The 14,532-nt window shown below is 41.9% G+C and carries 4 protein-coding genes; all 4 read left to right on the top strand.

All coding sequences use genetic code 11. The annotated features are described in order from the left end of the window. Window positions 1-174 precede the first annotated feature (174 nt). Genes FBB35_RS06515 through FBB35_RS06530 form a run of 4 tightly spaced genes read left to right on the top strand, consistent with a single transcriptional unit; the run spans window position 175 to window position 14,504 of the window. Complete coding sequence (locus FBB35_RS06515) at window positions 175-3,684, top strand: condensation domain-containing protein (RefSeq protein ID WP_174708979.1); 3,510 nt, start codon at window positions 175-177, stop codon at window positions 3,682-3,684. A 31-nt stretch (window positions 3,685-3,715) separates the two neighbouring features. Further along, complete coding sequence (locus FBB35_RS06520) at window positions 3,716-4,621, top strand: class I SAM-dependent methyltransferase (RefSeq protein ID WP_174708980.1); 906 nt, start codon at window positions 3,716-3,718, stop codon at window positions 4,619-4,621. Window positions 4,622-4,643: 22 nt separating this feature from the next. Beyond that, complete coding sequence (locus FBB35_RS06525) at window positions 4,644-5,684, top strand: TauD/TfdA family dioxygenase (RefSeq protein ID WP_174708981.1); 1,041 nt, start codon at window positions 4,644-4,646, stop codon at window positions 5,682-5,684. Between the two features lie 30 nt (window positions 5,685-5,714). Further along, window positions 5,715-14,504 carry a non-ribosomal peptide synthetase gene (locus tag FBB35_RS06530; RefSeq protein ID WP_174708982.1) on the top strand — a complete coding sequence of 2,930 codons (8,790 nt, stop codon included), beginning with the start codon at window positions 5,715-5,717 and terminating at the stop codon, window positions 14,502-14,504. The last annotated feature ends 28 nt before the right edge of the window (window positions 14,505-14,532 follow it).

Raw genomic sequence — 14,532 nt, forward strand, 5'->3', positions numbered from 1 at the left:
GTTTAGGCTCTCCTAAAAGAGGTAAAAAGTCTTAGCTAGTAGAAAGTCGGAATTGTGGGATGAAAACTTACCTGTGAAATGCGATCGATATTCGCGTTCTCATTTTGGCAGGATAAAAGTTGAATGTATCGCAGCAGTATTTAAGCAAGAGTGCATCTAGTTCTGGAAAGTCAAATGGCTATACAAATCAAGGACTTTAAAGAAATTGACCCTAACTTCACGGTTGTTGATCTTCTGCATCAAAGAAGCTTGACACAGCCGGATACAATTGCTTTCACCTTCCTTGAAGATGGAGAAACCCAAGAATCAACACTGACTTATCAACAACTGGTGAAGCGCTCTTGTGCGATCGCATCTCAACTCCAAGCTTTAAACTTAAATGGGGAACGAGCCTTATTACTCTATCCACCTGGACTAGATTACTTAACTGCTTTTTTTGGTTGTCTATACGCTGGAGTTGTTGCAGTTCCGGCTTATCCACCTCTCAATCAACGCAAAACACCCAGAATAAGCGCTATTACTAAAGATGCACAACCTAGCATTGCTCTGACTACAACAGCGATGCTCCCGACATTACAATCCATATTTGCACAAGCAGCAAACCTAGAAAATCTCCAGTGGTTGACTACAGATGATATAGCGCCAGATTTAGAAGACGCTTGGCAACAAACTCACATCAATGCAGATACCCTAGCTTTTCTGCAATATACATCCGGTTCTACAGGGACACCAAAGGGAGTCATGCTTAGTCACGGCAATTTGCTTCACAATGCCGCCATGACTTACCAAATTATGGAACATTCTCCTAGTAGTAAATTTGTTTCTTGGCTACCTGTCTACCATGATATGGGATTGATTGGTGGCATTTTGCAACCTTTGTATGGTGGATTTCCTTGCATCTTGATGTCCCCAACAGCTTTTTTACAACGACCTTATCGTTGGTTACAGGCAATTTCCCACTACAGAGGTACAACTAGCGGTAGTCCCAACTTTGCTTATGAATTGTGCATACAAAAGATTACCCCCGAACAAAAAGAAACCCTTGATTTAAGTAGTTGGAGTGTGGCGTTTAATGGTGCTGAACCCATTCGGCAGGATACTTTAGAACGGTTTGCAGAGGCTTTTGCAGAGTGTGGCTTTCGCCGGGAAGCATTTTACCCATGTTACGGGATGGCGGAAGCAACCCTGATGATTTCTGGTGGGATCAAGAAAGCTGTACCTCCTTGCATAACAGTTGTCAAATCGGCACTTTCCAGAAACCGGGTTGTTGAAGCAAATACTGATAGTGAAGATATTCAAAGTTTTGTCAGTTGTGGCCAAACTTTACCACAACAACAAATTGCGATCGCCAATCCAGAGACTCTTACCCCTTGTCAACCTGACGAAGTTGGAGAAATTTGGGTATCAGGCCCTAGTGTTGGGCAAGGTTATTGGCATCGGCAACAAGAGACAGAGCAAATATTTCATGCCTACCTCCAAGGCATAGGAGTTAGCACAACATTAGGGCCATTTTTACGTACTGGTGACTTAGGCTTTTTGCACAATGGAGAACTCTTCATTACAGGTAGAGCCAAAGATTTAATTATCATCAGAGGTCGTAATCTTTACCCACAAGACATCGAACTAACTACAGAACGCAGCCATTCATCATTGCGTTTAAGTAGCTGTGCAGCTTTTGCAGTTGAAGTTGCTCATGAAGAACGGCTGGTAGTGGTGCAGGAATTGGAGTTTCGTGCCAAACCAAATTTTGAAGAAGTTACTGCTGCAATTCGTCAGGCCGTTGCAGAAGTACATGAGGTGCAAGTATACGCAGTAGTACTAATCAAACCAGGTAGTATTCCCAAAACTTCTAGCGGCAAAATTCAACGCCGTGCCACAAAAGCCAATTTTTTGGCAACCAAACTGGAAGTTATCAGCCAGAGTATTTTGGATAGTGCAGATGACCTTGAGAAGAAGACGAATCTGAGCCGTGAAGCAATTATGGCAACAGCGCCAGAAACCCGCCTACCATTGCTGATATCTTACTTACAAAAACTAATTGCTCAGATATTAAAAATTGAAGTTTCCCAAGTGAAACCAGAACAACCACTAAATAGCTTAGGACTCGATTCCTTAATAGTTTTCGATTTAAAAAATCGAATTCAGGTAGATTTTTGGGTAGCAATATCCGTTGAAGATTTTTTCCAAGATGCTAGTGTCGTTCTGCTAGCAATGCAAATCCTTTCTCAATTAACAATTACAAAATCTTCAGAACCACTGCTACAGCCGATTTCTCGCAATCAAGAACTACCCCTGTGTCTGTCCCAAGAGCGCTTGTGGTTCCTTAACCAGTTAGAACCTAATAACCCCTTCTACAACGTTCCCATTGCAATACGTTTAACTGGGAAGCTTCATCAGGCGACATTAGAACAAAGTCTTAACGAAGTCGTACAGCGTCACGAAGCCTTGCGAACTAGCTTTGTATCTGTCAAAGGGCGACCAGTTCAGGTGATTACCCCAAGTGTGAAGTTGACACTACCAGTTTTGGAATTACCAGAAGCAACTGTGGCTGAGGCTCTGTGCTTCGCCACAGAGTTCGCTCAAAAACCCTTTGATTTATCACAGTCGCCACTGCTGCGAGTTCAACTTCTGTATTTGAAACCAGAGGAGCATATATTGCTCTTGACCATGCACCACATTATTGCAGATGGTTGGTCTATTGGTATTCTGATTCAAGAACTAGCAGAGATTTACCAAGCTATTTCTCATGACTTACCCTCTCTACTTCCTAAACTTCCCATCCAGTATGCAGATTTTGCTGATTGGCAGAGAAAATGGCTACAAGGAGAGATTCTTCATACCCAACTTGATTACTGGAAACAGCAGTTATCCGGTAATCTATCAGTACTGCAATTAACTACAGATAGACCCCGACCAGCAATACAAACCTTCACTGGCAAAAAGCAATTTCTAGCATTTCCCAAAGCTCTAAGTGAGGCAGTAAAAGAATTAAATCAGCGAGAGGGTGTCACTCAGTTTATGACACTCATCGCAGTATTTAAGACGTTGTTGTACTGTTATACAAACCAACAAGAAATCTTAGTTGGTTCGCCTGTTGCAGGTCGCACTAGAGCAGAAACTCAGGGGATAATAGGATTTTTTATTAATACCCTGGTGCTGCGTACCAACCTATCGGGTAATCCAACTTTTCGGGCGTTGTTAGGGCGGGTACGCGAAGTGGCTTTGGGCGCTTACGCTCATCAAGAATTGCCCTTTGAAAAGTTAGTAGAAGAATTACAACCAGAGCGGGACTTAAGCCACAATCCATTGTTTCAAGTGATGTTTATTCTGCAAAATGCTCCCATTCCATCTATAGAACTTCCAGAGCTAACTCTCCATCCCCTAGAGGTTGATAGTGGTACATCTAAATTTGATTTGAAATTCAGTATTTGGGAAAGCACAGAAGGATTTAACGGCTCATTAGAGTATAAAACAGACTTGTTTGATGACAAGACTATTGGGCGAATGATTGTTCATTTTGAAATTCTGCTACGCAATGTTGTTGAGCAGCCAGATATCAGACTGAACGAGTTAGCCGAAATCATCGTTACCTCTGACAGAGAACAACAGCAAATTAAAGAGAAAGAGCTAGAATTTACCTCATTAGAAAAGCTGAAGTTAACCAAGCGTAAAGTCATTAGTTAATAGAAGATAAAAATACATCGGAGTAACATCAATGAGCTTAATCCAATCATTAAAAAATTTTCCGCGTCAAGTTAGGGCATTTTTAGAGCCAAATGATTTAAGTAAAGTAGCGGCTCTTTATGCCCATGAGGAATGGCCTAGACTGCGGTTTGCTCATCGCTACCAAAGTCATTTTGCTCCCCTCAAATGGAAAAAACTCAAGATTTTGGCAATTGGTGTAGGGGGTTACGAAGATCACACAATTGGAGGTGAGGCTTTAAAAACTTTTAAAACTTATTTTCCAAATAGTATGATTTACGGGATTGATATTGTCGACAAAAGATATTTAGAAGAAGACCGAATTAAAATATTTCACGGCGATCAAAACGATGAATCTTTTATGAAAGATGTTTTTAATGAAACAGGGGCATTAGACATCATCATTGAAGATGGCAGTTCGGCTAATGAACATCATATTAAAGCCTTCTATCAATTTTTTCCTCTACTCAACGAAGGCGGAATTTATGCTGCGGAAAATATTCATCATTCTTACTGGCCAAGTCTTGGACAAAAGTGGTCAGACTTTGCTCAAGAAAGTGTGATGATGCAAAATTGGGTAAACGTGGGTGGAAGTCTTGACTTGAACGACCCAAAAACGGTTATGAATATGTTCAAAAAATTAGTTGATGGATTGAATTATGAAGAATTTTTAAATCCCGGCTATACTCCATCTTATTTTGATAAAAATATTGTTTCTCTGCACTTTTACCATAACTTAGTAATTGTGTATAAAGGCGACAATAGTGAAGGTAGCAATTTTATTGAAAACAACACTTTGCAACCATTCGTTTTGGAAACTCTGGGTGTCAATTCATTGGATGAACTAGAACTTGAATTTCCAGAAATCGATCAGAAAGTAGATGAAATGAGTTTGACTTTTACCAGTATTAAAAGCTGAAGGGAATTCGTGGAGCGAAATTATGAAAATTCCAGAGTCCCCAAAACTTAGTCTCAATGAGTTACGAATAACTAAACGGCAAGGTGTCAATGTTTCGCCAGCCGAATTGATTAAAGCAGTACCTTTAGTGGCAGGAAATTCGCTTCCTTTGCTTATCCAACCCACTGTAGATGCAGTGAATTTAGTTGCTTGGGCGGCGAGTAATCGGGAGTTGATTACAAATCATCTGTTTAAGCATGGCGGAATTCTGTTTCGAAATTTTCAGGTGAAGAACTATTTGGAGTTTGAGCAGTTTATCAAAAGCGTGACTGGAGAGTTACTGGAATATCGCGATCGCTCTTCACCACGCAGCCCAATTCAAGGTAATATTTATACTTCAACTGACTATCCTGCTAACTCAAGTATTTTTCTGCACAGTGAACTTTCTTATGCCAAAACCTGGCCTTTAAAGATTTTCTTTTTTTGTATCCAGCCTGCACAACAAGGAGGAGAAACACCAATTGCAGACACTCGCAAATTGTTGCAACGGATTGATGGTAAGATTTGCGATCGCTTCAGTCAAAAGGGAGTTATGTATGTGCGTAACTTTGGCGATGGCTTTGGCTTACCTTGGCAAACAGTTTTTCAAACAACCAATCCATCTGAGGTAGAAGCATTTTGTCGTAGTAATGGCATTGAGTTCGAGTGGAAAGAGGGTAATCGTTTGAGAACCCGACAAGTTCGTCAAGCAGTTGCTACACACCCGCACACAAATGAACTAGTGTGGTTTAATCATGCTGCCTTCTTTCATATCTCAACTTTGGAACCAAGCATCCGCGAACCATTATTAGCAGAGTTCCCAGAATCAGATTTGCCCCACAATACTTATTACGGTGATGGTTCAGCAATTGAACCTGCTGTACTAGATGAAATTCGCTCTGCTTACCAACAAGAAATGGTTATTTTTCCCTGGCAAGCTGGAGATATTTTAATGCTCGATAATATGCTTACAGCGCATGGACGGATGCCATTTGTGGGTGCGCGAAAGATTGCAGTGGGAATGGCAGAACAATACAGTAATTAATATATTTAGTGGCAAGTACGGAGAATCAGAATGCTAGAGGAAATGCAAGGTTTTCGACTCTCACCCCAGCAAAAACATCTGTGGCAATTGCAAGAAATTGATAACCTTCCTTATCGCTCTCAGTGTGCTGTTTTGATTGAGGGAGATTTAGATGTCAATATTTTAAAATTAGTCTTAGAAACAGTTGTCGATCGCTACGAAATTCTCCGTACAAACTTTCGCTCTTTACCTGGAATGACTATCCCATTGCAGGTAATTGGTAAGCAGAAGATAAATTGGGATGACACTTGTGATTTGAGCAGTTTTACACCTCAAGAGCAAGAAGAATCGCTGACAAAATTATTTCATAAAATCAGTCAACAGCCTTTTGATATTGTACAAGGTTCTCCTTTGCAGTTATCTTTAGTGACTTTATCGGCATCCAAATATGTATTAATTGTGAGCTTATCAGGGCTTTGTGCAGATATTGCTACGCTAGAAATTTTGGTGCAAGAAATTAGTCAGTTTTATGCAGCTTTCTTAAAGGGTGAAGAAATAGAGAATGAACCATTACAATATGCAGACCTAGCTGAATGGCAAAATGAATTGTTAGAAGGAGCAGAGACAGAAGCTGGTAGAGACTATTGGCAAAAACAAAATATTGCGTTGGATTTACAAGGGTTAAAACTTCCTTTTGAAAAACAATCTGCTGACGAATTAGTATTTAAACCACAAACGCAGAGTTTTGCGATCGCTCCTGAATTAATAAAACAAATTGACATCCTAAATCAATATAATAATAGTTCAATATCTGAGTTTTTATTGGCTTGCTGGCAGATTTTAAATTGGCGCTTAACTAAACAAGAATATCTGACAATAGGCATGGCTTTCGCCGGGAGAAAATATCAAGATCTAGAGACAGTTGTTGGACTATTTTCTAAATATTTACCGTTAAGTATTAACATAGAATCAACATCTAAAATTAAAGATATTGTATATATTAATAACAAATTAATTCAGCAGTTAGATAAAATCCAAGATTATTTTAACTGGGAACAAATAGCAGGATTAACACAAAATACCTTACATTTCTTTCCGCTTTGTTTTGAATTTACAGAAAAGCCAGATAAGTATCTAGCTGCTGATGTATCTTTTACAATTTATCAGCAGTATGCCTGTATTGAAAGGTTCACATTAAAACTTTCTTGCCTGTGCCAAGATGACACATTAACAGCAGCATTGCACTACAACTCTAGCGTATTCCAGGCAGAAGACATTAAACGTTTGATAGAGCAATTTCAGACTTTGTTGGCTAGTGCGATCGCTAATCCAGATGCGACAATCAGCGAGTTAGAGGTTCTCAGCCAAATTGAGAGACACCAACTGCTATACGAGGTGAATAATAATCAGCGCGATTATCCACAAACTAAATGTATTCACCAACTATTTGAAGAACAGGCACAAAAAACGCCTGATAACATTGCCGTTGTCTTTGAAGACCAACAACTGACTTATGCACAGTTGAACAGCAAAGTCAATCAACTAGCTCATTACTTGCAACAACAAGGAGTAAAGGCGGAAGTTGTAGTTGGACTTTGCACAGAGCGATCGCTCTTAATGATGATTGGATTATTAGGAATCCTTAAAGCTGGTGGCGCATACCTACCGCTAGATCCAACTTTGCCACAGGGAAGTCTGAACTTACGCTTGCAAGGTATTCAAGTAGATATCATCTTGACACAACAGCGTTGGCTAGATATTTTGCCAACAGATCCAGCCAAGGTAATCTGTTTAGATACAGACTGGGAAGTTATTGCTCAAAACAAAAATGAGAATCCCAGCAGTGAAGTGACACCTGAGAATCTAGTCTATGTACTGTTCACCTCTGGTTCTACAGGTAAACCGAAGGGAGTTGCGATCGCACATCAACAACTTCTGAATTACGTCAATGCCATTATAGATAGGTTAAACCTGCCAGGCGGGATCAACTTCGCCACTGTTTCCACCTTGGCTGCCGACTTGGGTAACACCGTTATCTTTCCTGCTCTTTGTACAGGAGGATGTCTGCATTTGATATCATATCAGCGTGCTACTGATTCAGCAGCCTTAGCAGAATACTGTCGCAAACATCCAATCGATTGTTTAAAAATTGTTCCCTCTCACCTAGCTTCGCTTTTGGCATCTTCTTCGGCTAAATTCATCTTGCCGCGTCAGCGATTGATTTTGGGTGGTGAGGTTGCTAATTGGCAGTTGATCGAGCAGATTCAGCACTATACCCCAGATTGCCTAATCTTCAATCACTACGGGCCGACAGAAACTTGTGTCGGTGTGTGTACCCTAGAGATTGTGCCTGGGCAAGTGGAGCGTCATTTGGCAGCAACAGTCCCTCTTGGTCGGTCAATTGCTAACACTCAAGTATATATCCTAGAAGAAAACTACAAACTAGCTCCCCTAGGAGTCAAGGGCGAAATCTACATTGCTGGTGCGGGTCTTGCTCGATGCTATCTCAATCAGCCCGACCAAACAGCTTTGAAGTTTATTCCCCATCCCTACAGTGACATACCGGGAGCGCGACTTTACAAAACTGGTGATTTAGGTCGTTATCTGCCAAACGGCACAATTGAATTTCTTGGCCGCATCGACAACCAAGTTAAAATTCGGGGTTTCCGTATCGAACTGGGTGAAATTGAAGCTGTATTAAATCAGCATCCTCATGTGCGAGAAGTTGTAGTTTTAGTAAGAGAATCAGAGTCTGGGCAAAAATATCTGGCAGCTTTTGTTGTACCTTCCGAAGAATCCCCTTGCTCGATCAATGAACTGCGCGGCTATATTCGAGACAGGTTGCCTGAGTATATGCTACCTTCAACCTTTATTATCCTCAAAGCATTACCACTAACTCCCAACGGCAAGGTAGACCGTCAGGCGTTGCTAGAACTTAACCCCGTGCGCCCTGAATTAGAAACCAGTTTCGCAACTCCTCGCACGCCAGTTGAAGAAGTACTAGCCGGAATTTGGATTGGGCTGCTTGGTATTGAGCGTGTGGGCATCCACAATAACTTTTTTGATTTGGGAGGGCACTCGTTACTAGCTACACAAGTTGTTTCCCAAGTGCGCGAAGCCTTCCAAGTAGAGATGCGGTTACGTAGTTTGTTTGAAAAACCTACGATCGCCGGACTTGCAAAATTGATTGAAACGGCAATGAGGAGCGGTGAGAAATTAGAAATTCCACCAATTGAGCGCGTGACTCGGAATGAAGCATTGCCTTTATCTTTTGCCCAGCAAAGATTGTGGTTCCTTGACCAATTAGATCCGAGCAATCCTTTTTACAACATTTCCAGTGCAATTCTACTCAAAGGCTCACTCAATGTCCCAATTTTAGAGCAGAGTTTTCAAGAAATTGTGCAACGCCATGAAGCTTTGCGAACTAGTTTTGTCAACGTCAACGGCGAACCAGTGCAAGTTATTGCGCCAGCACTCAACATAACCTTACCAGTGGTGGATTTTCAGAAGTTATCTCTAGAGGAACGAGAAGCGGAAGCTCGACGGCTGACTAATTTGCACGCACGACATTCTTTTGACTTAACTCAAAGTCCATTACTACAAACCACCCTCTTGCAATTAGCAGAGGATGAGCATATTTTACTGTTCACCATCCACCACATTGTTGCTGATGCTTGGTCAGCAGGGGTACTGATTAGGGAAGTGGCTGCACTCTATGAATCATTCTCTACTAGCACGCTTTTACTATTGCCCAATTTGCCTATCCAATATGCAGACTTTACCTTATGGCAGCGACAGTGGTTGCAAACAGAGGTACGTTCCTCTCAGATGGCTTACTGGAAACAGCAGTTAGGTGGGAATTTACCAGTGCTGCAACTCCCAAGCGAGCGATCGCGCCCAGCTATTCAAACCTTTAGAGGCAAAAAGCAGTCGTGGTCTATTCCTCAGACTCTCTCCCAGGCGCTCAAGTCAATTTCGCAACGGGAAGCAGTCACTCTATTCATGACTTTGTTGGCAGCATTCAAAACCTTGTTGTATCGCTATACAAGTCAAACTGATATCCTCGTCGGTTCTCCGATCGCCAATCGCAACCGCAGCGAGATAGAAGGACTAATTGGCTTTTTTGTCAATACCCTGGTTTTGCGTACCGACTTATCAGGGAATCCGAGTTTTAGAGAATTACTGCGGCGAATTCGAGAAGTAACACTGGATGCTTATACTCACCAAGATTTACCCTTTGAGCAGCTAGTTGCAGAGTTGCAACCAGACCGCAACCTAGGACACACGCCGCTATTTCAAGTGATGTTCGTGTTGCAGAATGCGCCAATGGAAACACTCAAGCTTTCAGGATTGAGTCTGACTCCGGTGGAAGTAGACACTGAAATAGCCAGATTTGATTTAACTTTGTCGCTGACTGACACTGCACAAGGATTAATTGGGGTGTTCGAGTACAACACCGATTTATTTGACTCAGCTGCGATCGCTAGAATGCAAGGACATTTTCAAACCTTGCTAGAAGGAATTGTCGCCAATCCAGACCAGCAGCTATTAGATTTACCAATTTTGAGCCAGGCAGAACAACAGCAACTGCTAGTAGATTGGAATGATTCGCAAGCTGATTATCCGAAAGTTTGTATTCATCAGTTGTTTGAGGCGCAGGTAGAACGAACACCAAATGCGAACGCAGTAGTTTTTGCAGATCAACAACTTACCTATCAACAGCTAAATACCCGTGCAAATCAGCTAGCACACCATTTACAAACACTGGGTGTAGGAAAAGAAACGCTAGTGGGAATTTGCACAGAGCGATCGCTAGAAATGATTATTGGACTATTGGGCATCCTGAAGGCGGGTGGTGCATATTTACCAATCGATCCAGCCTATCCTGCGGAACGCCTCGCATTCATGCTAGAAGATGCCCAAGTCTCAGTACTGCTAACTCAACAGAATTTACTAGCGGCGTTGCCACAACATCAAGCTCAGGTAGTATGTCTGGAGAAAATTCCCAAAGGTATTGCTGACAATCCCATTCACAACGCCACTGCTGACAACTTGGCTTATGTGATTTACACCTCCGGTTCTACTGGTCAACCAAAAGGAGTGCAGATTACCCACAGTGCTGTCGTTAACTTCTTAAGTACGATGCGCCTGAATCCTGGGCTGACTCAGCAAGATATCCTTCTCTCTGTCACCACATTATCCTTTGATATTGCCGCACTAGAACTATATCTGCCATTAATTACTGGCGCTCGTTTGGTAATAGTCAGCCGTCAAGTGGCAACTGATGCCACGCAGTTATCAGAACAGCTAGTTTCTTCTGGTGCTACAGTCATGCAAGCTACGCCAGCTACCTGGAGGCTGCTGCTAGCTGCTGGGTGGCAAGGTAGTAGTAGGCTGAAAATTCTTTGTGGCGGTGAAGCCCTCGATCGCAGTCTTGCCGATCAGTTGCTCAAAGGAGGCTGTCAAGTGTGGAACTTATACGGGCCAACAGAAACCACCATTTGGTCAGCGATTCACAAGGTAGACGAGCAAATGGAGCGACAAGATGGCATCGTCTCTATCGGTCGCCCAATTGCCAACACACAATTCTATATTTTAGATCCAGGGCAGAAACTAGTTCCTGTGGGAATTCCTGGTGAATTGCATATTGGTGGTGCTGGATTGGCTCGTGGTTATCTTCACAGACCAGAACTCACAGCCGAGAAGTTTATCTCTCACCCCTTTCTAAACGGAGTGAAAGATGACCAATTTTCAAAGAACTATCGCCTCTACAAAACAGGGGACTTGGTTCGCTACCAAGCCGACGGAACCATAGAGTTTTTGGGACGGATCGATCATCAGGTGAAAGTTCGGGGCTTCCGTATCGAACTCGGAGAAATTGAAGCCTTACTGAACCAACATCCAGAGGTACAGACAAGTGTAGTTGTGATTCAGGGCAATGAACCAAGTGATCGCCGTTTGGTAGCTTATGTAGTTCTTCAGCGCGATCGGGTAGTGGCAATTAGTGAACTAAGCCGCTTCCTAGAGAAGAAACTACCAAGTTATATGATACCAAGAGCCTTTGTGATTCTGGAAACATTGCCCTTAACACCTAATGGCAAAATAGACCGCCGTGCCTTGCCTGCGTTTGATCCAGCCAAACTCCATCTCGAAGCAGGTGCGATCGCACCTCGCAATCCAGTTGAAGAGGTATTAGCCGGGATTTGGCAAGAAGTTCTGGGTGTGGAAATCCTTAGTATCTACGACAATTTCTTTGAGTTAGGCGGGCATTCACTATTAGCAACCAGAGTTATTTCTCGTGTTAAGAAAGCTTTTGAGGTCGATTTACCTCTACGTGGTTTATTTGAGTCACCAACGGTAGCTAGACTAGCCGCAGAAATTCACAAGGCAATGAAAGCAGAAATAGTCAGAGAAATTCCGCCTATCCAGCGCGTTGCTAGAGACGGTCATTTACCACTGTCGTTTGCCCAACAAAGATTATGGTTATTAGAACAACTCCAGCCAGACAGCTTTATGTACAACATACCTGTAGCTGTGCGGCTCATAGGTTCTTTGAATGTGGCTTTGCTAGAGCAGAGTTTGAATGAAATTGTCCGTCGTCACGAAGTCCTAAATACTACTTTTTATATGGTAGATGGACAACCATTTCAGGCTATTCCTACTGAAAGTGGCACTAACATCTCAACCCAAACTGTGACATTGCCAGTATTAGACCTGCGCGACTTACCAGAGGTAGAACGGGAAGTTAAGATTCAACAACTCATTATCGAGTCAGCCCAACACACTTTTAATCTAGCCCAAGCTCCATTAATGCGATGCACTGTGCTGTGCGTCGGTGAACAAGAACATATAGTATTGTTCACAATCCACCATATTGTTTCAGATGGCTGGTCAATGGGTATATTCATTCGGGAGTTAGCATTACTGTACGAAGGCTTTTCTTGTAATAAACCTTTTCTACTCCCAGAATTACCCATTCAATATGCAGACTTTGCTGTATGGCAAAGACAGTGGTTACAAGGAGAAGTACTAGAAACCCAACTCGCCTACTGGAAGCAACAATTGGGGAATAACCTCCCTGTCATGCAATTATCAGATCGTCCCCGCACAGACATTAAAACCCGCCGGGGTGCTTCTCAAACTTTTGTAATTCCTCCTCAAGAGTCCTTAGCACTGCAAACCCTCTCACGCCAGCAGGGTGTCACCTTATTTATGACCTTGCTAGCAGGATTTCAGGTGTTACTACAACGCTACACAAATCAAGATGACATCGTGATTGGCACTGATGTCGCTAACCGTAACTTAGCTGAAACTGAGTTGTTGATAGGTTTTTTTGTGAATCTGCTTGTCTTACGCACCGACTTGAGTGGTAATCCAAGTTTTCGAGAGTTGCTTGGGCGAGTGCGCCAAGTAGCATTAGGAGCTTATGCTCATCAAGACTTACCTTTTGATGAATTAGTAAAAGCTCTACAACCGGAGCGGAATTTAAGCAATACTCCGCCATTATTTCAGGTATTATTTGTCCTCCAAAATGCACCCATGCCGCCTTTGGAATTACCAGGAATAACCTTAAGTTTGTTAGAAATTGAACACAAAGTCGCTAGATTTGATTTAGCACTATTTCTGACTGAAACAGAGCAAGGAATTTCAGGTAAGTGGCAATATAACTCTGACTTATTTGATGCCAGCACTATCATTCTTATGACCGATCGCTTCCAGACACTTCTTAAGAGTATAATTTCACAACCTGATGCACGGATTGGTAGCTTAGAAATGCTGACTGAAGTTGAAAGAGAACAACAAGCTATACAAAAAAAAGAACGTAGAGCCTTTAATCAGAAAAAGTTAATCGGCATTACTCCCAAAGCTGTTAGCTTGTTACCAGAAAGATTGATAAAAACTAATTATCTCCAACCTGGGCAAACATTTCCTCTCGTAATTCAGCCAGCTACAGACGATATTGATTTGGTCGCTTGGGCTAAAAATAACCAGGAATTTATTCAGACAGAATTATTAAAGCATGGGGCAATTTTATTTCGAGGTTTTAATGTAGAATTAGTCTCAGAATTTGAAAATTTTGCTCAGACAATTTCGCCAGACTTGTTTGGTGATTATGGTGATTTACCTCGAACTGGAGAAGGTGGTAAAGTTTATGGTTCTACCCCTTATCCGCCTGATAAAGCAATTCTTTTTCATAATGAAAGCTCTCATTTACATCAGTGGCCTCTAAAAATTTGGTTTTTCTGTGTGCAACCAGCACAACAAGGTGGAGAAACACCGATTATAGACTGCCGCCAGGCTTACAAAATTCTCAATCCCAAGCTGCGAGAAAGATTAGATAGAAAACAATTAATGTATGTTCGTCACTATACAAATGGGCTGGATGTAAGCTGGCAAAACTTCTTTCGTACCGATGACAAATCTATCGTAGAAAATTATTGTCGTCAGACTAAAATTGATTTTGAATGGTATGATGATAACAGTCTAATTACGCGCCAAGTTCGTCCAGCTTTAGCAGTACATCCAAAAACGAACGAACCTGTATTTTTTAATCAAATTCAGTTACACCATATAGCGTATCTAGATCCAGAAGTTCGGGAATCTTTATTGTCTACTTTTGGAGATGAAAAGCTACCGCGTAATGTTTATTACGGAGACGGTACTCCTATAGAAGACTCAGCTATTGCAGAAATAAATGAAGTTTATCAGCAGTCTCAAACTAGCTTTACTTGGCAAAAAACCGATATTTTGATGTTAGATAATATGCTAAATGCCCACGGACGAAATCCATATATAGGTTCTCGCAAACTTGTTGTGGCAATGGCAGAAATGATTCAGTAATCGAAAAAATAAATATAAATAAATTCCA

Source organism: Nostoc sp. TCL240-02 (genome assembly GCF_013343235.1).
Classification (GTDB): domain Bacteria; phylum Cyanobacteriota; class Cyanobacteriia; order Cyanobacteriales; family Nostocaceae; genus Nostoc.